General features: G+C 52.5%; 13 protein-coding genes. 10 read left to right on the top strand and 3 right to left on the bottom strand.

Translation table 11 applies throughout. The features are described 5' to 3' along the window. Window positions 1-60 precede the first annotated feature (60 nt). Both D3P08_RS05115 and D3P08_RS05110 read right to left on the bottom strand, forming a co-directional pair. The gene (locus D3P08_RS05115) at window positions 61-1,413 is read right to left on the bottom strand and encodes a response regulator transcription factor (RefSeq protein WP_119598357.1); all 1,353 of its coding nucleotides are present in this window, start codon (window positions 1,411-1,413) and stop codon (window positions 61-63) included. Further along, window positions 1,391-3,124 carry a sensor histidine kinase gene (locus D3P08_RS05110; protein WP_240647315.1) on the bottom strand — a complete coding sequence of 578 codons (1,734 nt, stop codon included), beginning with the start codon at window positions 3,122-3,124 and terminating at the stop codon, window positions 1,391-1,393. Before D3P08_RS05110 ends, D3P08_RS05115 begins: the two co-directional genes overlap by 23 nt. A 246-nt stretch (window positions 3,125-3,370) precedes the next feature. Between D3P08_RS05110 and D3P08_RS05105 the strand changes: the two genes are divergently transcribed. From D3P08_RS05105 to D3P08_RS05070, 8 genes are all read left to right on the top strand, one after another. After that, entirely contained in the window at window positions 3,371-4,315 is a 945-nt protein-coding gene (locus tag D3P08_RS05105) for an ABC transporter permease (protein WP_240647313.1), read from the top strand. A 15-nt stretch (window positions 4,316-4,330) separates the two neighbouring features. Beyond that, window positions 4,331-5,200: a carbohydrate ABC transporter permease gene (locus tag D3P08_RS05100; RefSeq protein ID WP_119598356.1), complete on the top strand. Its 870-nt coding sequence runs from the start codon at window positions 4,331-4,333 to the stop codon at window positions 5,198-5,200. A 27-nt stretch (window positions 5,201-5,227) separates the two neighbouring features. Further along, window positions 5,228-6,910 (top strand): type 2 periplasmic-binding domain-containing protein, encoded by a 1,683-nt coding sequence (locus tag D3P08_RS05095; RefSeq protein WP_119598355.1) that lies wholly within the window; start codon window positions 5,228-5,230, stop codon window positions 6,908-6,910. An 82-nt stretch (window positions 6,911-6,992) separates the two neighbouring features. Further along, complete coding sequence (locus D3P08_RS05090) at window positions 6,993-8,981, top strand: beta-galactosidase (protein ID WP_119598354.1); 1,989 nt, start codon at window positions 6,993-6,995, stop codon at window positions 8,979-8,981. A gap of 27 nt (window positions 8,982-9,008) precedes the next feature. Then, entirely contained in the window at window positions 9,009-10,397 is a 1,389-nt protein-coding gene (locus D3P08_RS05085; protein WP_119598353.1) for a family 43 glycosylhydrolase, read from the top strand. Between the two features lie 225 nt (window positions 10,398-10,622). Beyond that, window positions 10,623-10,991, top strand: coding sequence for a MerR family transcriptional regulator (locus tag D3P08_RS05080; protein ID WP_240647311.1), 369 nt, complete (start codon window positions 10,623-10,625; stop codon window positions 10,989-10,991). Beyond that, entirely contained in the window at window positions 10,988-11,803 is an 816-nt protein-coding gene (locus D3P08_RS05075) for an NmrA family NAD(P)-binding protein (RefSeq protein ID WP_119598351.1), read from the top strand. The genes D3P08_RS05080 and D3P08_RS05075 overlap by 4 nt, the downstream gene beginning before the upstream one ends. Window positions 11,804-11,986: 183 nt before the next feature. After that, window positions 11,987-12,871: a nicotianamine synthase family protein gene (locus D3P08_RS05070; RefSeq protein WP_162848366.1), complete on the top strand. Its 885-nt coding sequence runs from the start codon at window positions 11,987-11,989 to the stop codon at window positions 12,869-12,871. On the opposite strand, the gene D3P08_RS05065 is transcribed toward D3P08_RS05070, so the two are convergent. Next, window positions 12,828-13,391: a hypothetical protein gene (locus tag D3P08_RS05065; RefSeq protein ID WP_119598349.1), complete on the bottom strand. Its 564-nt coding sequence runs from the start codon at window positions 13,389-13,391 to the stop codon at window positions 12,828-12,830. The genes D3P08_RS05070 and D3P08_RS05065 overlap by 44 nt on opposite strands. An 834-nt stretch (window positions 13,392-14,225) precedes the next feature. On the opposite strand from D3P08_RS05065, the gene D3P08_RS05055 reads away from it, so the two are divergent. Further along, window positions 14,226-20,186: a rhamnogalacturonan lyase family protein gene (locus D3P08_RS05055; protein WP_119598348.1), complete on the top strand. Its 5,961-nt coding sequence runs from the start codon at window positions 14,226-14,228 to the stop codon at window positions 20,184-20,186. A gap of 84 nt (window positions 20,187-20,270) precedes the next feature. Next, on the top strand, window positions 20,271-21,260 hold the full coding sequence (locus D3P08_RS05050) for an S-layer homology domain-containing protein (RefSeq protein ID WP_162848365.1): 990 nt from the start codon (window positions 20,271-20,273) through the stop codon (window positions 21,258-21,260). Window positions 21,261-21,268 lie beyond the last annotated feature (8 nt).

Raw genomic sequence — 21,268 nt, 5'->3', positions numbered from 1 at the left:
GAACAAATGTGATAAAAGTGAAAAAAACCGGCGTCAAGGGAAAACCGGTTTTGGAATGGATTAGCGGCGCTGCTTCCGATACTGTTGAGGCGTTATGCCGAATTCGTCCTTGAACAGCTTGATGAAATACTGCGGCTTTTTGTATCCGACCAGCTGCGCAATATCCGCGACATGAAGGCAGGATTCCGTCAACAAGCGGGAAGCCTTCTCCAATCGTTTCATGGCGATGTAGGATGACAGGTTTTCGCCTGTTGCTTGTTTGTACAGCTTGGATAGATAGACGGGATGAAGATGGACATGCTCGCCCAGCTCATCCAGGCTTAAGCAGTCGCTAAGATTCGTGTCGATATACGCTTGTACGCGGCGGATGATCGTGTCGTTGGATAGCTTTTTGTTTTTTTCGCATTGACTTAAGCTTTCCGCTATCGCTTGGAGCGCGCCGTCCGGATCGCGCAGCTTGCTGAACATGAATCGGGCAGCTTCATTGCTTGTTAAAGTCCCGTCTGTTCCATATAAGAAATAGAGGAGCTCGATCAGATAAGTTAGCTTTTTGATTCGAGCGTCCAGCTGGGCGAATTTTTTAAGCATCTGTCTGCGCAGCTGTTCCTTCTCCACCGCTTTTGGGAAAGGCTCGGCATCCCGCAGCCAGGCAAAATCGCCCACACTCACATTTTCGTTGTAAAAAAACGGATAAAAAAGATGACGCACGCTGTTTCGATGAGCGAATCGAAAGGGCTCGGAAAAAACAATGTCATTCATCCGGCCGGCGATCGCTTCATAGGCGGACTCCGGCACCGCTCCGGCGAGCATCGATTCTGCCGACCAGACAAAGCATTCGAACTCGCCCGCAAGGTCGCGAATTGTCGCCTCATCGATTTCTTTCCGCTCCGTCATTCTAAAAAAGCGGAACTGCTCCTTCTCCAGCAGGTCTGCGTATAGTTTATATTCCTTATCCGTACCGGACCCCTCGCTGAGAACAGAGAGTAGAAAACCTAAACCGTCGAAATTGCTCCAATCGACCGGTTTAGCCGGCGGCGCCTGGGCTCGGACTGCCTTCACAACCTGCTCCATCGCTTTTTCCATGTCCTCTTTATCGACAGGCTTCAGAATATAATCCAGAATGCCTAAACGGATTCCTTTCTGGGCGTAGTCAAATTGCGAATACCCGGATAAAAAAACGACCTTGGTCTTCAAATGACAGGCATGGATGTGCTCCAGCAAATCGATGCCGGAAACCTCGGGCATCCGGATATCCGTAATGAGAATATCGTAATGGTTCCGGCTCAGCATGTCCTTCGCCTCAACCGAGTTGGTGCTTGTCTCAATCTGTCCGATGCCGAAGCTATTCCAGTCCAGCAAATGCTTTAAATATTCGACGATATAATGACCGTCATCCACAATCAACAGTCGCATGTTGACCTCCTTCTTCAGGCTGCAGCGCGATATGCATCCGCACGGTTAATCCGCCCCAGTCGTTTTGAATGAAGTGTAACGTGCTCGAATCGCCGTAAGCATTAATTAACCGATGATACACATTCCAAAGCCCGACCCCTCGCGTTCCTTCGGGGGAAGCCTCATATTGAATCCTGCTTTCGAGCCTTGCGATTTCTTGCGGCGCAAGTCCTTTGCCGTCATCGGCGACGGTAATGAGTATCCCGTTATCCTGTTTTTCGGCCCGCACGACGACCTGGTGAGCGCCTTGCCGCTCCTCGATGCCGTGTTGAATCGCGTTCTCCACGATCGGCTGAATCATCAGCGGCTTGACCGGGCAATCCGACAGCTCGTGAGGAAGGCTGATTTCGTAGCGGATTTGCTTGCTGAGCGACATGATCGTTAAATAATGCTCCGCAAGCTGAAATTCCGAAGCTAACGTCACGTCCTGCCGTTCCAGCTTCGTCATGTACCGGTAATAAGCGGCCAGATGCTTGCTCATCCGGATGACGGAGTCCGGCGAAGAATGGGCGACCGACATGACAAAAAACAAGCTGTTATATAAAAAATGCGGGTTGATCTGAGCCTGCAGCTGCTTCAGCTCGGCGCTCCGCCGCAATTCCGTTTCGGTCTTTAAGGAGGCGAACAAGCCTTGAATTTCCGAAACCATGTGATTGAAGCTATTGAATAGACCCGAAAACTCGTTTTTTGTTTTGTGCATAATCCGAGTGCCGTAATTCCCTTGCTCGACATGGTGAAATTTTTTCTGAAGCAGATGGACGTTACGGTAAAAATTTCGGTAAAACAAGTAGATGACGTACAGCCCCAGAAGCAGGATCGCAAAAATGCTTATATTGAACACATGCCGGTTCCGGTTAAGCGGATCCAGGAAATCGCTCATTCTCGTATACGTGATCAAATGCGTGTCAATCGCCGGAATATACTTCGAAAGGATATAGTAGTCGCCTTCTCTGGAGCGAAAATCCGACTTTATCGTTTCGGGCGTATCCGCTTTTGCGACGCGAGAGACCGCCTCCGCAATATTGCCGTCCACTTTCCGGTTGCTCCATAAGACGCTATTATTCACCAAATAGAAAGCGTTCGAGCTTTCGCCGCTTATGGCATTTTCCAAAACATTTTTCAAATAGTCCGTTTTGAGCTGAACGCCGACGACATACTCGATCGGAGCCGTCTTCCCGGGCTCCCGAAAATACGGATATAAGGCGAAATAATATAACGAGTTGTTGACCGTTCGCCAGCCCCGCTCGGAAATGTCCTTGAATGGCTGGACGGAAAGAGGATCATGCGAAGTCGTGATGTAGGTGCCGTCAAACCGCCAGTAAATGCCGATCGAATCGATGGCATGGCTGGAGATCAAAATATCCTCCAGGCTTGTTCGAATTTCGTTCATTTTCATTTGATAGTCGTAGTTGCTTAGCTCCTGAAGCTGACTCTTAAAGAAGCGCACGTCGTTATCGGCCGCAAACCGGGTTCCGTACAGGCTGGCTTCCGCGACAATATCCTCCAAAATGCGGTTCGTGTATTCGATTTGCCCTTTGGAGGTGTTAATTAAGCTGTTCTCTACCGTTTTCGAGCTGAGCTTATTCATAATAAAAAACAGGCTCAGCGTGACCAGCAGAAAAAAAATGAAAAAATAAATGAACCGTTTCATCGTTACGTTTTTGATCAGCATGAGGATCCCCTTTGCGAATGGCTGGTTCCGGTCATTTGGATTACCTTCATCATAAGACGAAAGTAAAAAAAGAAAAAGCGGCTTGCGGCATAAAAATGTAAGCGCTTATCAAGTTGTTTACGTAGTGGCCATCATCTTCAGATTGTGTCATTTCGCCGAGAAAGCGCTTTCTGTTACGATTACTTCTGAGATCTCAACAGACTGGAACAGGAGGGAAGGACTATCGACCACGTAACGACACCCGATGTGAAACCGAAAAGCACGACGAAATTATATCATCCCCGGAAAAATCCTTGGAGCAAGGAAATAAAGCGCAATTGGCCGCTTTACGTGCTGTGTATTCCGTCATTGGCGTTCGTGTCCATCTTTGCGTACGGCCCGATGGTCGGATTGCTTATGGCCTTCCAGGATTACAAGCCTTGGCTTGGCATTACGGGCTCCGACTGGATCGGGCTGGACAACTTCGAGCGGATCTTCCAATACGAGGACGCCAATCAAGCGATAGTGAACACGCTGATCATTGCGGTGAGCAAAATTATTGTCGGTATAATCGTTCCGATCGTAATGGCTATTCTGCTCAGTGAAATCCGCAACGTAGGGATCAAAAAAAGCATCCAGACGCTCGTCTATTTGCCGCATTTTCTGTCTTGGGTAACGGTCGCCGGCATGATGATCGATCTTCTCGGATTGGAAGGCGGGATTAATCATCTGTTGACCAGCCTCTTCGGTATCGAGCCGGTCTACTTTTTAGGCGACCCTGCTTTGTTCAGACCGACGATCGTCATCAGCGATTTGTGGAAAAACTTCGGCTTCGGCATGATCGTTTATTTGGCGACGATCGCCGGGATCGATCCTTCCTATTACGAAGCGGCCGAAATCGACGGAGCGACTCGTCGTCAGCAAATTTGGCATGTTACGCTGCCTTCCATGATGCCGATGATTATCGTCATCGCAACGCTCAGTCTCGGCAATATTTTGGATGCGGGCTTCGACCAAATTTTCAACTTGTATAACCCGCTGGTATACAGCACAGGTGATATCATTGATACGTATGTATACCGCTCGTCCCTCTTAAATGGACAATACGGGTTCGGCACGGCCGTCGGCTTGTTCAAATCCGTCATCAGCTTCATCCTAATCGTTATTTCCTACAGGCTTGCCTACAAGCTGGCCAACTACAGGATTTTTTAGAAAGGGGGGGACGACATGTACCATAAAACGAAGGGATATAAAGTGTTTTCGCTATTCAACAATATATTCCTTATTCTGGTCGCGTTATCGTGCTTCCTTCCCATGCTGCATCTGTTAGCGCAATCGTTCAGCAGCAAGGCCGCCATTAACGGCAATTTGGTATCCTTTTGGCCGGTCGATTTCAATACCGACGCTTATATTAAAACGTTCAACAACTCGAATTTTACAGGCTCGATGCTGATTTCCGTTATCCGGACGGTTCTGGGCACGACGATCAGCATGCTTGTCATCACGACCGCCGGCTATGCTTTATCCAAAGACTTTCGCGGCCGGAACGCGTTAATGTGGATTTTTGTTTTTACGATGCTGTTCTCCGGCGGTCTGATTCCTTCTTACATATTGGTGACGAGCCTCGGGATGAAGGACACGATCTGGTCGCTGGTGCTGCCGGGCGCGTTCGGGGCTTACAACTTGATTTTGCTGATGAATTTTTTCAAAACGATCCCGAAGGCGCTGGAGGAAGCGGCGCATATTGACGGAGCCTCCTTCTTTGTTATTTTTCGAAAAGTGTATCTGCCGCTGTCACTTCCGGGACTCGCGACCGTCGCCTTGTTTATTATGGTCGGCCACTGGAATTCCTGGTTCGACGGGCTGTTGTACATGTCCAATACGACCAGCTACCCGCTCGCGTCGTTTCTGCAAACGGTCGTCGTCCAGGGCAACGCCCAGAGCATGGCGATGAGCCAGTCGGAAGTGGAAGCGATGGCGGAGCAGAGCATAAAGGCGGCGCAAATTTTTATCAGCACCTTGCCGATCATTCTCGTTTATCCGTTTCTGCAAAGATATTTCATTAAAGGAATTGTGCTTGGCGCCGTGAAAGAGTAAATCATCCATATGAAAAGGGGAAGTGCTATGAAAAAAGCTAGCGGATTATTGGTTGCGGTTATGGTGGCCGCTTCGTTGATTGCCGGATGCAGCTCCGGCGGGAATTCACCGTCTCAGGAACAGCCCTCGACGCTAAAGGACGGCAAATACGATCCTCCTATTACGATAACGATTGCGAAGCAGCTTGATGAAAACGCCGGTAAATATTTGGAAGGCGAAAGCCTGAACGATAATGTGCTGACGCGATGGGGCGCAGAGAATTTGGGCATTAAAATCGAAACGACCCTTCTCGGCGGCGATGCCGGCCAATACAACAATAAGCTTCGGCTGGCGCTGACCGGCTCCGAGAAGCTTCCGGACGTCATCCCGGTCTATGACACGATGCTCGCCAACGATCTCATTCAATCCGGACGCGTGAGAGAGATAACGGAAGATATTAAAACATACATGCCGGAACGGTTGAAAGACATTTACAAAGAATATCCGACCACCTTCAATCCCGTCGTTCAAGACGGCAAGGTGTACGGCATGGCGATCGCCCCGAATTTGACGGAAGGGGAAGTGATGCTGATCCGCCAGGATTGGCTGGACAACTTGAACCTTAAGGCACCTACGACAATCGAAGAATTCGAACGGGTCATCGCCGCGTTTACGAATGACGATCCGGACCGGAACGGCGCGAAGGATACGTACGGCTTCACGTTCTCGGGCAAGGATTCCTATAACACCGGCTGGGTCAGCGACCCTGTTATGATTTTCAGCGCTTACACAGGCAAGCATATTCCAAGGCATTGGTATGAAGAGGAAGGCAGCGGCAAGATCGTTTACGGCTCGGTTCATGAGGGCAACAAGGAGGCGCTCGCTAAGCTGCGCGACTGGTACAGCCAAGGGTATTTGAACAAGGAGCTGGCAACGAAAGGCGCGTGGGACGCCATTGCCGATTTCACGGAAGGCAAAGCGGGCATCATCGTCGGCCGTCCTTGGCTGTACGGCAGCGTCATGGACGTCGAGAAAAATATATCGGGCGCCAAAGTCGGCGTGTACCCGACGATCAACGGCGTGAACGGCGATAAAACGTATCAGTCCGCACAGCTGAACGACGGCGTCTTTATGTTCAACAAGGACTTCAACAATATGGAGGCGTTTTTCCTCTACTACGACAAGCTGTATGACGCGGCGTTCGGCACGGGCGATTTCAAATACGGCTATGCGCAAGGGTACGACTACGATATGGTGAACGGCGAGGTTACGTTCGATCCGCAAAAATTCAACAAGCCGCTTGAAGCGGTCCAAGGCGTCGGCAAAATGGCCTTTACAAAAAATACGCCGAGCGTAGACGGACCGGGGAAATCGTTCTACGACCTGGCCAATGGAGCCGAGCCGAATACCGGCGTCCTGATCCGCGCGAACGCGGCGGATCCAACGACTAAAGCCGGCTATGTCATTTCTTATGAAAACCGCGAAGTGCTGCTTCCTGGCGCCTTTAACGGCCCGCCGACAAAAACGATGCAGAGCTCTTGGGAACAGCTGACTACGATGGAGCAGGAAACCTTCACGAAGATTATTTACAGCGAAGAGCCGATCGAAGCTTTCGATGACTTCGTGAAGCAGTGGCATGAGAAGGGCGGCGAACAGATTACCGAGGAAGTTAACGAGTGGTATAAAAACGCAAATGAAGTAGATGTCATGTCCAATATGGGGTTGAAATAAGATGAAAAGCAAAGGGGGGCTCGCGCGAGACCCCCTTGCTCTTCTGGGGGTTTAAGGATAAACGGCTCGGAGGGATACGTAAATGGAGGATGATCATTTACCGGTTCGGTCGTTCCGTCTGCTGAAGAATACGCAGGTGAACGTACAGGACGAGAACGCTTTGGCGATTGAGACCTCTGCGCTGGGCGGAGGCGTTTATGTGGAGGCCAGTGATATTCCGGGGGGGCTGTGGCGGGATGACCGGTATTTGACCGTCGACATTTATCATGAATCGCATGACGTGCTGGTCGTCTTATTATCGTTCACGGACGAAGAGAACCGGACGATTACGGTTCATTACGGCGTTTTGCCTCGGGCGTTGACACGCTTATGCCTGCCGTTATCGGCTTTAAACGGCGAGAAGCTGTTCCTGGACCGCTATCCGGGGGTTATGCAAGCCGTTCTACGAGGCGACGCTTTTGTGGACCGGTGTTCTATAAAAAGGTTCGAGGTTTCGACCATACCGTCGGTGTCCGCGAGAATGTTTGAACTATCGGGTATGACACTGCGAAGCTCTCCGCCGGCATTTTCGTATGACCCGACCGCCTACATTGATGAGCTGGGCCAGCTGGCTTGGAAGGAGTGGCCCGGAAAAACGAAGGATGAGGATGAGCTTGTATGCGCCTTGCAGGACGAATGGCGGCTTTCGCAGCAGCAGGAGGTTTCTTCAGCGGAGCTAGGCCGATACGGCGGATGGAGAAGGCTGCGGTATAAGGCAACCGGTTACTTTCGGACGGAATACGACGGACAGAACTGGTGGTTTGTCGATCCCGAAGGCTATGCGCTCTTCAGCGCCGGAATGGATTGTATTCATCCGTCCGGCTCGATGCGCGTCTCCGGGATGGAGCATCTCACGCCGCCGCTTCCCCCTAAGGAAGGGAAGTTCGGCGAGGCTTGGACGAATGAAGGCTTCAGCCATGGCGTTGCCAATCTGATTCGCGCATTCGGCGCGGATTGGCGAGCCAAATGGCAGGCGTTAACGGAACGCCGGCTGAAGGGTTGGGGTATCAATACGATCGGCAACTGGTCCGCCGCCGACTTTATCGCGGGCTCGGAGCTGCCGTACGTTTATCCGATGCGGGATTTTCCATCGACGGAGCATCGAATCTTTCGGGATTTTCCGGATGTGTTCAGTCCGGAATACGAGAGGCAAGCCGAGGCGTTTGCGAGGCAGCTTGTTCCAATGAAGGACGACGCTCGAATGATCGGTTATTTTATGCGGAATGAGCCGCATTGGGCATTCGTGGACGGCCTCGATTTAACGGAGCAAATGTTAAGGTCGCCGCATCGTTTTGCAAGCAAATCGCATTTCGTGCAATGGCTTTATGCCAAATATAAATCCGTCGACCAGTGGAATGCCGCTTGGGGAACGAGCTTTAACAGCTTCGATGATTTGTATGAACCGGAGCTGATTGCCTGCTGGCCGGAATCGGAGAGCCGTTCGGAAGACTTCGCTATCTTCAACCGGATGATGATCCGCCGGTATGTCGAGCTGCCGGCCCGGTTCTGCAAATATGCGGACCCTCATCATTTGAACTTGGGGATGCGATACGCTTGGGTCGGCAGCGACGCCGTGCTTGAAGGCTGCGAGGCTTTCGATGTGTTTTCGATAAATTGCTATGCCATGGAGCCGAATCGGGAGCAGATCCGTTCGATCAGCGAACGGCTGAACATGCCGGTCATGATCGGCGAGTTTCATTTCGGCGCGGCGGATGCGGGAATGCTCGCATACGGCATACGGGCGGTCGCGACCCAGGCCGATCGCGGGCTGGCTTATCAATATTTCGTCGAGCAGGCTGCCGCGATACCGGAGCTGATCGGCGTTCACTACTTTCAATGGAACGATCAGCCGGTGCTCGGCCGCTTTGACGGGGAGAACTATCAGATTGGAGTCGTTGATGTCTGTCACCGGCCATACCAGCCATTTATCGAGGCGATGAAGCGGACGCATGAACGCATGTACGAGATTCGCAGCGGCAAAGCGTCGCCGTTAAGTCAAGGTCCAAAAGAAATACCGAAGACCGGTTTTTAATAGTAGAGAGAAGAGGAGGGCGCCGGTATGAGCCGATTTATGACAATCGATAACGGCAAACAATGGATGGATACGAACGGTCAGCCTATTCGGGCGCATGGCGGAGGGTTTCTGTTCGATAACGGGTTTTATTATTGGTTCGGAGAAAATCGTACGGGCGGGCGCAAGGTCAGCTGTTACCGGTCGGCGGATCTGACCGAATGGGAATGGCGGGGCGATGTGCTTACACTGGAATCCGAAGCGGAACCGATTTATTACCGGACTTCGCTCGAGATGAATCCGTTCTCGACGGAAAACGGGGCGAACATCGAACGGCCGAAGGTGCTGTTCAACGCAAAGACCGGCAAGTACGTCATGTGGATGCATTGGGAGAACGGCAGGGATTACAAAGACGCGAGATGCGCAGTAGCCACAAGCGACACGGTTGACGGCGCTTATACCTACCGAGGCAGCTTCAATCCGATCGGACATATGTCCAGAGATTGTACGCTGTTCCAGGATGATGACGGAACGGCGTATTTCATTTCGGCGGCAAGGGATAATGCGGATCTGCTTGTTTACAGGCTGTCCGACGATTACCTCAGCATCGATGAGCTTGTCAGAACGTTATGGCCGGGGCAGTACCGGGAAGCGCCGGCGGTTGTGAAGCATCACGGTCTTTATTATCTTATTTCCTCCGCCTGCACAGGCTGGCTGCCTAATCAGGGCACTTATGCGTATGCAGACAGCCTCACCGGCAGATGGTCGCCGCTGTATCCGCTTGGCGACGCGACCACCTATGATACGCAGCCGACGTTTATTTTGCCAATAGCCGGTTCGAAGACGACTTCTTATCTTTATATCGGAGACCGCTGGGACCCTTCCGATTATCACCGGTCCACCTATGCGTTCCTTAAGCTCGATATTCCGGAGGATCGCGTGATGAAGCTGGAATGGGCGGATCAATTGGCGCTGGACCTTGAGACGGGTGAAACGGAAACGAAGCGCCTGGAAAAAGGAGAGGCCGCCGTACGCATCCGGCATGCCGGCACGCTGAAATATGCCGCCGCTGTCGGGAAGTCGGTCATCGGGGCGACGCTGTCTTACGGCGCAGACGAACAGAAATGGCTGCTCGAGCATACGAAGGATGGCTATATGCGCCTGAGAAACGCGGCTAGCGGGCTATACCTTGCGGGGGATGAAACGAATGCGGCAGCCGTACTATCAAGAGGGGAAGAGCATGGCTGCATCGATTGGCGGATCGAAGAAGCCGGGAACGGTTTGTCCCAAATCATCCATCGTGTTACTCTGCAAGCTTTGACCTGGACCGGGATGGACGATCGAATCGCGTTAACATTGTCCGGTGCGGACGTGTCAGGGCCGGAGCAGCGCAAAAAATTGAACCGGCGGCTCTGTTTGCTATCGCCCGTGTTTTAATTTCGGGAACCTAGCCGAAGACCTCATACGTGCGTTATACGCGAAGGATGCTGTCCTCTGACAGCATCCTTCTCCTTTTGGACAGATGTCCGGCAGCCTTTCTCCATTATCGTGCAGTTTGAAATCTTTCCCCTTCATTTTTTATTGACCTTAACACTAATGTAAATCTTTATAATATAGAAGTGATCCAAATCTGAGAGGTGATCGTTTTTGAGGATTGGAAAGGTGAAAAAGTTAACTGGCGTTAGCGCTCGTTCGATTCGTTATTATGAGGAGAAGGGATTGATAAAAGCATATCGTCAACGAAATAATTACAGGGAATATGACGAAAAGGTGATCGAATCCATAAACACAATTCAACTTTATTTAGGTTTAGGGCTGACAACGGACCAAATTCGCGACATTATCTTCTGCAAATATCCCGAGCGGCATGAGCATAAAGAGAAGGATGTTTATTGTGAAGAGTTAATGCTTATATACCAGTCGAAGATGCAAGAAATTAATAAACAAATAGATGCTTTAACTGAAGCGAAGCTCAATTTGGCTGAAAAAATGAATCACATGTTGCAAAAACGGGAGGAGGAAAGCAAATGACGATATTAGTAACAGGGGCAACGGGGACCGTAGGGCGGCACGTCGTGCATCAACTCATGCAAAAGGGACAAAAGGTACGGGCATTGACACGTCATCCGATGCAAGCCAATCTTCCTGGTCAAGTAGAGGTAGTCCAGGGTGATTTGAGTGACCCGGCTACGTTAGTTTCTGCGTTGGTTGGCATAAACGGCATGCATCTGATTACAACGGGCGCCGAATATACACCTTTACAAACGGGACCGGAAATTGTTGAGCTTGCTGAGAAGGCTGGGGTGCGCAAAGTTACTATTTTGTGGAATGGAGAAAAGGGACCTTTTGAGAGGGCGGTTGAGGCGAGCGCTCTGGAGTGGACCCAGCTTCAAGCTTTTGAATTTATGGCAAATGCGCGAAAATGGGCGGACTCGATTCGTAATGAGGGGGTTGTGAGAGACCTGTTTGGAGGATCGCGAATTGCTTCTGTTCATGAAGCTGATATAGGAAGAGTTGCAGCGGTTGCACTAACAGAGGAGGGTCATGCAGGCAAAACATATACTTTAACGGGACCTGAGAGTTTGTCGGTTCAGGATAAAGTCCGGATCATTAGTGAGGTTATCGGACGAAACATTCGATTTATTGAGAGTTCTGAAGAAGAAGAACGAGAACAGATGAGAAGAATGGGCGTTCAGGAGGACGCAATTGATTACGTGATTAATTGGCATCTTAATCCGCCTAAATCCGCTTATACCGTTTTGCCGACAGTAGAAGAAGTTACAGGACGTAAGCCGTACACTTTCGCTGAGTGGGTTAAGGAGAATACAAATTTTTTTTTATAAATTAGAGTAATTTTAGAATCTATATTTTTGATGATGTTAAGGCACCACCTTCCGTAGAGGTGGTGTTTTGGCTGCTTTTGGCGCGTGAAGGAATTGTAGAGGCGCCCGTCTACATCTTTGGCGGGCTGAATATATTTCGAAATAAGAGTCGGATGGATGCAGTCTGAAGGAGGAATTGGGAAGATGGAGGTTGACTCAACGGGTTCGCTTATTATGAAATCCAACGCGCCAAGAATGCAAATGATTGACAGCCTAATCGCTTTTGTTCGAGAAGTTAATGAGCTGCTGCAAAAGGAAATCGATCTGTCCCCTGCCAATCAACGGGTTACGGCCATCATTAAACGGCTGTCACTTCAACTGCGGTCTTATTATTTGCCGGAGGAAATACAGGCCGTTCTTGGTCATGAGTACATACGAGTGCATCATCAAAAATTGCGGGATAAGCTGTCGGAAGCCGAATTTTTGGCTGAGCTGGGCGATTCGCGGAACTTTGACAAAACCGAAGGTACGGTTTGGGATATCGCCGCCAGGCTGCCAAGCTGGAACACTTACATGGCTTTAGTAAGCGAGGAGCTGTCGTCTCTTCGCCGGTTGACCGGGAAGAGCGGTCATCTGGAGAAATGGCCGTTTGTGTTCGTAGGCAGCGGGCCATTGCCGCTTAGCGCAATTATTCTCCATCTGCTCGGAGATGTTGAGGTAGTCTGTCTGGAAATGGATCCTGTGGCTTATGAAGCGTCTTGCTCATTGCTCGAGCGTCTGGGCTTAGAGGAGAAAGTGACGGTCGTCCTAGTGAACGGATCCGCGTTCGACTATCTTTCGTATCGCCGAATCTTTGTGGCTAGTCTCGTTAGAAATAAGCGGGATGTTCTTGAACAAATAAGCCGCACTTCTCCCGATGCTTTGGTAGCGGTTCGCACTGCTGAAGGGATGAAGCAAATTATGTACGAAGCGATTGACGAATCGCAGTTAACGAAGCAGGGCTGGCGGATTTTGGGGCGGACGCTGCCCGAACAAAGCTTGGTCATTAATTCGACGTTGTTTCTTGCTCGTGCGGCGGCTGCGGATTAATATCCCCTGATAAAGCAGCTTCCCTTGCCGCATTGTGAGCCAATCTATGCAAAAAATTATTGTGCTTATGTTTGCGGAAATACTTCATTTGAACGTCAACATCGGGGAATCGACGATTGAGTCGGGCTGCAGCCGCTAACAGCTCATTTCTTCCCTGCTCGTCATGCGGATGCGAAAAACGGTCTTGCTCCATTATGCGGGAAATACGGCTGCAATCGGTGTAAATGACGGCGATTTTCGGCTGATGCTCCGATAAAGCGGAGGCAAGCGTCTCCAGACTAAGGCTGATCGCCATCATCTCGCCGTAGTTCGAACCGAAATCCCGCTCTAACGGCAGCCTTTTAGCCGTTACGCTGATCGATCGGTTATACACCGTGCAGCAAGCCGCGCCGTAAACGTTGCGCGAAGCGAAGCCGGCGTAGTCGCAATAAAGGAACATCGTACCTTTGTTCAAAATAGCCGGTCTTAGGCTTGGGTTCGCCAAAGCTTTTTTCAATAGCAGATCTGGTGTTAAGTTCACGAGTGCATCTCCTGTTAACGGTAAGGTAAGGGTAAGGGGTTATGCGATCAGGATAAACCGCAGCGCCAAAGTTTAAACCTGCGTCAGGATAGTCTCGCAAATGTTAGGAGGATTTTGTCCGCTTCACATCGGACGAAGTCCTCTTTTTATTGCGGGCATCTCAACTACGGACAATAAGCGCAACTGAAGACTATTCACCGGCCTTAATCGGCAAGCGCCTTCCTCGGTCATCCATACAATATTACTTTCTTCTTCCGCTGCCGATCGTGATCGCGCTTATGCCGAACGAGCTGCGGCATGAGCTCTTCAAGCGGACCATACAAACGCTGGTCTACATTCCCCCCCTTTATGTGTGGGTCGTCGTCGTGGGCGTCGCCTATATTTTCTTGAGTCGAAAATGAAGAGCTGGAAGCTTGCTTTCGCGCCTGGATGAACAAGAAGGAACAAGAGGACGGGGAGAAGGATGCCGCTTCGGAAGACTTCCTCCCCCTTCATTTTTGCTCTTCCTGATCAAAAATGATACAAAACGTAGCTAGCGCCCATCAAATTGCGCGGCAAGTCAAAAGTGACAGGGATGATCAATACTGGTGGTTTACCGGACGGAGGATGGCGGGGTACGATGAGCACGACTTCGGCGACAGACCTAAAGGTGTCAAAATGATCGTTGGCAGGAGGTGACGTCTTCGAAAAATGAAAGCGCTTCAAACAAGATGGAAACGCTTTCGTTGCCGTTGTGCTTCTTTGTCGGTTGAACGGACAGGTAGAAGGAGGGTTGAACGAACATCAGGATCAGACATGACGCTCAAAATTGGAACCTTTTAGAGGAGTGAGTTCATGGGTACAAAAGCCGTATCCCGCCGCCAATTTAAATCCGTTTGCGCTTTTTTGTTATCTTTCCTTATGGTATTTTCGCTCGCCGCTTTGCCTGCACCGGGCCGCGCGAATGCGTCTAGCGCCTCTCCAGCCCGACAGGGGGATTATTTGAACCGGGGACTGGTTGCCGTTCTCGTCGACGGCGGCGTCTTTTTAAGCTGGCGTTATTTGAATACGGATCCGGACGATATCGCTTTTAATGTGTACAAAAACGGATTCAAGGTTAACGCGGCGCCCCTCGGCGACGTTACGAACTATTTGGACACGACGGGCTTCGATAGCTCGCAATATCAGATTTCTACCGTCATAAACGGGAAAGAGGAAATGCAGCCGGAGACGGCTTCGGTGTGGCATAACGATTATTTGCCGATTCCGCTGGATAAGCCGGCCGACGGACGGACGAAGGATGGCGGCAATTATTCGTATACGGCCAGCGACGCTTCCGTGGCCGACGTGGATGGAGACGGAGAGTACGAAATCGTCTTTCTTTGGAACCCCACCAACGCGAAGGACAATTCGCAGGCCGGCTATACCGGCAATGTCCTCATCGATGCGGTCGAGCTGGACGGAACGAAGCTCTGGCGTATTGATTTGGGCGTGAATATCCGCGCCGGCGCGCACTATACGCAATTAATGGTGTACGACATGGACGGCGACGGCAAAGCGGAGGTCATCGTCAAGACGGCGGACGGAACAAAGGACGGCAAAGGCAGCGTGATTGGAGACGGTACCAAGGATTACCGCAACGAAGGCGGCTATATTTTGTCGGGACCGGAATATCTCACGCTGTTCGACGGCCAAACCGGCGAAGCCAAATCTACCGTGAATTACGAGGTTCCGAGAGGCGATGTGGGGGCGTGGGGCGACGGCTACGGCAATCGCGTCGACCGTTTCCTTGCGGCCGTCGCTTATTTGGACGGCGCGAATCCGAGCGTCGTGATGGCCCGCGGCTACTACACTCGCACCGTGCTGGCTGCTTATGACTATGTTGGCGGCGAGCTGGTGAAGCGTTGGGTCTTCGATACGAATACAGCCGGCAAGCAGTACGAGGGACAGGGCAATCACGGGATTAGCGTTCTTGATGTCGATGCGGACGGCAAAGATGAAATGATGTACGGGGCCCTCGCGATCGACGACGACGGAACCGTCATGTACAGCACCGGACTCGGCCACGGCGATGCGATGCATGCCGGCAAACTGAATCCGAACCGGGACGGCTATCAGGTGCTAAGCGTGCACGAGCATTCCGGCGCCGAGTACGGTATCGAGATGCGCGACGCCGCGACCGGAGCAATTATTTGGGGCGAACATACGGGCATAGACACCGGACGCGGCATGTCGGCGGATATCGACCCGAATTATCCAGGCTACGAGTCGTGGGCTTCCACGATCGTCGACGGGCAGATGGAGCCGGTTACCCGCGTGTTTTCGGCTGACGGAGACGTGATCTATGAAGGGGACGAAGCTCCGAAAAGCGCGAACTTCGCGATTTGGTGGGACGGAGACCTGCAGCGGGAGCTGTTCGACCACGTCTGGGATAACAGCGCGGCCAAAGGGATTCCGGTCGTTTATAAGTGGGATTACGAGAATAAGAAGCTGAATGAAATTTTCCGGGCTACCGGCGCCTTGACGAACAATCACACCAAAGGGAATCCGGCGGTTCAAGCGGATATCGTGGGCGACTGGCGCGAGGAGCTCCTGCTCCGTAACGAAGACAGCACGGAATACAGGCTGTACACGACGACCATTCCTACGGCATACCGGATTCCGGCGCTGATGCAGGATCCCGTATACCGGCTTGGCGTCGCCTGGCAGAACGTGGGCTACAATCAGCCGCCGCATACGGGCTTTTATATCGGCGCGGAAGCGACGGCATTTCCGAAAGCGGATCTGGATCTCGCCGGCGGAGGGGAAGCTCCGGAGCAGGTTTACCGCTTTGACTTCGGCACGGAAGCCGCAGCCGGCACAACAGCCGTGCAGAATACGGTTTATTCCGCGGAAACGGGCTACGGCTTTGAGAGCGCAAGCGGCATTACCGTGAACGCAAGCGGCGTGACCTTGCCGGAGAACGCCAAATTCGCCGTCGACCTGCCGAATGCCAATTATAAGGTAACGGTCAAGCTTGGCGATGACGCGCAGGACGGAAGCGCCGGTATCAAATCCGAATTCGTGCAAAAGCTTGCAGTCACAAGCGTGCCAAAGGGTAAGCCTTTGGTCTATTCCTATGACGTTGCGCTGGTAGACGGCCAATTGGAATTTATCTTCTCCGGCACGGCCATTCACGTGCAGGAGTTGATCATAGAGAAGTATCCGGCCAAGTCGCCTGGCGCTTCTGCGACCATCTACATGGCCGGCGATTCGACCATGCAGTCGTACAGCGAGATGCAGGCGCCGCAGCAAGGCTGGGGCCAGCAGTTCGGCCGTTATTTCGCGAATGGCGTAGTCGTCCGGAACCATTCAATCGGCGGCAGAAGCAGCAAATCGTTTATGGTCGACGGCCGCTTGGATACGATATTGCGCGAGATCAAGCCGGGAGACTTCTTCTTCATCTCGTTCGGCCATAATGACGCCAGCGCCGGCATTCCGGAACGTTACGCTTCGCCGGAAGATTATAAAACATATCTGGCCCGCTATGTGAACGGCGCCAGACAGCGCGGCGCGGAGCCGGTGCTGCTTACGCCGGTAGGACGCCGGGATTTCAACCTGATCACGCAGGAATTTAACGTAAGCTTCCCTGAGTACGTAGAGGCCGCGAAGCAAGTGGCGGAAGCGCTTGACGTGCAGCTGATCGATTTGAGCCGGCTGAGCATCGCGCACTACAACAAAGTAGGCTTGGCGGCGACGGAGGATATTTTCCTTTACGCGAATCCGGGCGAATATCCGAAATATCCGAACGGCGTAAACGATAATACGCATTTCAGCGGCTACGGCGCGCAGGTGATTGCCGGACTGGTTGCCGGAGCGGTCAAAGAGATGAATCTGAGCCTTTCTCCGTATGTGATCGATCCGGATCTTGAGGAACCTGAGCCGGAGCCGGAGAACCCGATCTATGAGGAAGACTTCGAAGGCGATCCGAACGCCGTTCAATACGCGATGGTGAACGCCACCGGCATTGCGGGAACGATGGCGGGAACGGTCATGGAGCAGAACGGGAACAAGCTGCTGAACGTTGCCGGCTCCGGCTCCGGAAACCGCGCGAAGGTGTTCCGAATATTCGATGCGGTTGGCGGCGACATTGTGGACGTCAGCTTCGACTGGCATACCGGCAACGTCGGGGCTTTCCCGTCCGAAGGACACTTGTCGCTGCAGGACGCGAACGAAAACTTGATCTTAACCTTGTACACGACAAGCGGCACGGGCACGACAATCGGTTATTTTCCAGGTCATTACGCGCCCGATTACGGTACGGGAACAACGGCTATTCCAGGCGGATTGACCACGACGATTCCGAAAAACCAATGGGTCAACGTTGACGCCTCGATAAATTTTGCCGAGAAAACAATCGATTTGACGTTGACCAGCTTGGCGGATTCGAGCGTCACCCAGACGATTGAGGATATTCCGATGAGCGCGGGAACGGCTTACGCCGATAATGTAAGAGCGCTGCGCTTCCTCGGCACGAGAAAGGGAGGCGGCGGCACGCTCAACTGGACGACGCAAATCGATAATGTGCGGATCGAAGGAACGACGCTGCCTCCTGCTTCCGCCGATCAGACCGCATTGGTGGCGCTGTATGATGAGGCGAAGGCGCTCGATCTGTCGTCCTATACGGAGCAATCGAAAGCCGTGCTGAACCGGGCTTTGGCGGCTGCCGAAGCGATTATCGGCACAGAAGCGGCTCAAGCGCAGATCGATCATGCGTTTCATATGCTGACTGTCGCCATGGCGTCGCTGACAAGCGAGCCTCCTCAACCGGTAACCGAGTACAGGTTTGATTTTGGCTCCGGAGACGCGGCTGAAGGCTATATTAAGGTCGACGCCAAGCGAGCCTATGTAGAAGGGAACGGCTATGGTTTTGCCGATACCTCCCTTACGCAGGATGAGAACCGCGACACCGGCAACGCGCTGACAGAGGATTTCACTCGCGTGAACGGCACGTCCTTCCTAGTGGAAATGGAGCCGGCCAATTACCGCGTCACGATGACGATCGGCGATTCGCAGGAAGCCACGAACGCCGGCGTAGTCGCGGAGCAGATGAATAAAGTGCCGAACGCGACCGTTCCGGCAGGAGAAATTAAAGAAATTTCTTATGACCTTGCATTGATCGACGGGGTATTCAACTTTGAATTCTCGGGCAATACGCCGAAGATCAACGCGCTGAAGCTTGAACGCCTGCCTGAGAACGGAGCGGGCGACAAACCGGTCATTTATTTGGCGAGCGATTCGACTGTCGCGAATTACGCGGAAGGCTATCGTCCGCAGGCCGGATGGGGCGAGACGCTGGACGATTATTTCGACTTGGAGAAGGTCGGCATCGATAACCGGGCCATCGGCGGGCTGAGCAGCAAAACGTTCCTGGTTGGCGGGCATCTGAACGATATTCTGCTCGACATCCATGAAGGGGATTACCTGTTCATGCAGTGGTCCCATAACGACTCCACGCCGTCGCGTCCTGAGCGCTACCTGACTCCGGAGCAGTTCAAAGTTTATTTGAAAGCGTATATTGACGGCGCCGTACAAAGAGGGGCGACCCCTGTTCTGGTGACACCGGTGAACAGGCGCGACTTCACCGGCGACACCTTGAACAAGAGCTTCCCTGAATATGTGCAGGCGATGAAGGAAACAGCGCAAGAAACCGGTACGCTGCTCGTTGACCTCAATCAGGCCAGCTGGGAATACTTCCAGGAGCTTGGACCGGAAGGCACAAAAGACATCTTCATGTGGGTAGACGGAAAAGAGGACAACACGCATCTGCAGATGAACGGCGCGATTAAAGTTTCCGAGATGGTCGCAAGGCTCGTGAAGGAGCTGAACATTCCGCTTTCCGCCTTCGTGACCGTGGAGGATACGGGGCAGCCGCCGGGCGAGCATTGGGCAAAGGCAGCCGTTACCGGCCAGGGATCTGCGTATCCGGGTCAGCCGATCGAGCTTAAGGTCGGCGTATCCCAAGTTAATGAAGGGTTTACCGCGATGGACGTCATCGTCCAGTACGATCCTTCGAAGCTTGAGTTCGAGACGACCGCCGGCGAGAACGGCTCGGCGTCGCTCGCGGAGAGCGCGATTGCAGCCGGACGCGACAAGCTGCACGTCATTGCTACAGCCGTGCGTCCGGCCGAAGGTCAAATCCGCGTTATCGCCATAAGCGAAGGCGAAGGGAACGCGGTGACGGCCGGCTCCGACTTATTCATTCTGCGCGGCAAGGTGAAAGCGGACACGCAGCTGGGGAACGCGTCCACGTCGCTCACGAAATTCGAAGTATCACGCGACGGCATGGCGGGCATCGTGAACATTGCCGAGGCCTACCATTCATTGTCCATCGGCCAAACGCCGGTCCAATCGGATAAATCGGCGCTTGAACAAGCGATTGCTTCCGCTCAGGCGCATCTGGCCAAGGCGGTGGAAGGCAATAAAATCGGCAAATACGAGGCTGGCTCGAAAGCCGAGCTGCAGGCCGCCATTAACGCGGCGAACGCGGTTATCGTCAACCATTATGCCTCGCAGTCGCAGGTTGACGCGGCAACCGGAGCGCTGAACGCCGCGATTCAGCAGTTCCTTGCCCGTTTCATCAGCTTGGTGGAAGGACAAACGCAAATTACGATCCGGGATCTGTCCATCATTGCGAAGTACTTCGGCGTCACTTCGGAGGATCCGAGCTGGAGCGAAATCGCGAAGGCCGACCTGTTCGACGAAGGCGAAATCAATATTCGCGTTCTGGCTGCCGTCGCGCGGATGATCTTGACAGACTGGAGCTTGGAAGACTAACCGAACCGATTCGATCACATGGAAGGCGGGAGGAAGGAGAGGAAAGCTCCTTCCTCTTCCCTCATGAAAGGAAGATACCTCGACATGGTCAAGCTTAGAAAACAACCCTTGCTCTTCTTAACGGCGTTATTGTTATTATCGCTGTGGTTTCCCGGCTCGCTGCATGCGGCTAATGAGCCGGTCTTCCGTCTGAAAGCGACGAATCGGGAATCCAAAGTGATGATTGAGGTGAAGGGTCAGCGATTATCCGATCTGTACGCCTATCAGTTCAATCTCCAGTTCGATCCGAAGCATATGCGATTTGTGGAGGCGGACAGTCCCGTCCCGGGGTTTACGATCGATCCGATCGTTGAAGAAGGGGATATTCTGTTCGCGCATTCCAAGGTTGGAAACGTGAAAGGGATTAAAGGAGAAGCCGTGCTGGCCACTTTTACATTTGAACGGATGACGGGGAGCCCGTCTAGTTTCACTTTACATGGAATCAAGCTGGTCGACTCCGCATTAGACATGGTTGAGATGAAAACGAAAGTTCAAGTGTCGTCCGATATCAAGTTTAAGGATATTGCCGGCCACTGGGCGGAGGCGTCTATTCTTGAAGCGGTACAGCGCGGCTGGATCAACGGCTACAGCGATCAAACCTTCCGTCCGCAGAAGCAAGTGACGAGGGCGGAATTCGTGACGATGCTTGTGCGCTCTCTCGAGCTGCCGATTCCCGCGGAGTCGAAGCTGCATTTCACGGATGCCGACCGTATTCCGGCTTGGGCGGAAGGTTATATCGCGGCAGCCGTAAACGCCGATATGATCGCAGGCTATGCGGACGGATCTTTCCAAGCGGACAAACTCATCAGCCGGGCCGAAATGGCGTCGATCCTCGTCAAATCGCAGGGAATCGTTCCGGCTCCCGATGACAAGCCAAGCTTTGCCGATACCGATGATATTCCGGGGTGGGCCCAGTCCTACATTGCTGCTGCCGCTGAGCGCGGCTGGATTAAAGGAGTCGGAGACAACAGGTTTGCGCCGCTCAAAAACGCTAACCGCGCAGAGTCGGTTCATCTGATCGTTAACCTGAAATAGGCAAGTGG

Origin of the sequence: Paenibacillus nanensis (genome assembly GCF_003583765.1) — a bacterium.
In the GTDB taxonomy this organism is placed as follows: domain Bacteria; phylum Bacillota; class Bacilli; order Paenibacillales; family Paenibacillaceae; genus Pristimantibacillus; species Pristimantibacillus nanensis.
This window is presented reverse-complemented; position numbering and strand designations above follow the sequence as displayed.

What these genes read in the sequence shown, in the direction of transcription:
- D3P08_RS05115 (WP_119598357.1), bottom strand. Translation starts at nt 1,413, where the DNA reads ATGCGACTGTTGATTGTGGATGACGGTCATTATATCGTCGAATATTTA.
- D3P08_RS05110 (WP_240647315.1), bottom strand. Translation starts at nt 3,124, where the DNA reads ATGCTGATCAAAAACGTAACGATGAAACGGTTCATTTATTTTTTCATT.
- D3P08_RS05100 (WP_119598356.1), top strand. Translation starts at nt 4,331, where the DNA reads ATGTACCATAAAACGAAGGGATATAAAGTGTTTTCGCTATTCAACAAT.
- D3P08_RS05095 (WP_119598355.1), top strand. Translation starts at nt 5,228, where the DNA reads ATGAAAAAAGCTAGCGGATTATTGGTTGCGGTTATGGTGGCCGCTTCG.
- D3P08_RS05090 (WP_119598354.1), top strand. Translation starts at nt 6,993, where the DNA reads ATGGAGGATGATCATTTACCGGTTCGGTCGTTCCGTCTGCTGAAGAAT.
- D3P08_RS05085 (WP_119598353.1), top strand. Translation starts at nt 9,009, where the DNA reads ATGAGCCGATTTATGACAATCGATAACGGCAAACAATGGATGGATACG.
- D3P08_RS05075 (WP_119598351.1), top strand. Translation starts at nt 10,988, where the DNA reads ATGACGATATTAGTAACAGGGGCAACGGGGACCGTAGGGCGGCACGTC.
- D3P08_RS05070 (WP_162848366.1), top strand. Translation starts at nt 11,987, where the DNA reads ATGGAGGTTGACTCAACGGGTTCGCTTATTATGAAATCCAACGCGCCA.
- D3P08_RS05055 (WP_119598348.1), top strand. Translation starts at nt 14,226, where the DNA reads ATGGGTACAAAAGCCGTATCCCGCCGCCAATTTAAATCCGTTTGCGCT.
- D3P08_RS05050 (WP_162848365.1), top strand. Translation starts at nt 20,271, where the DNA reads ATGGTCAAGCTTAGAAAACAACCCTTGCTCTTCTTAACGGCGTTATTG.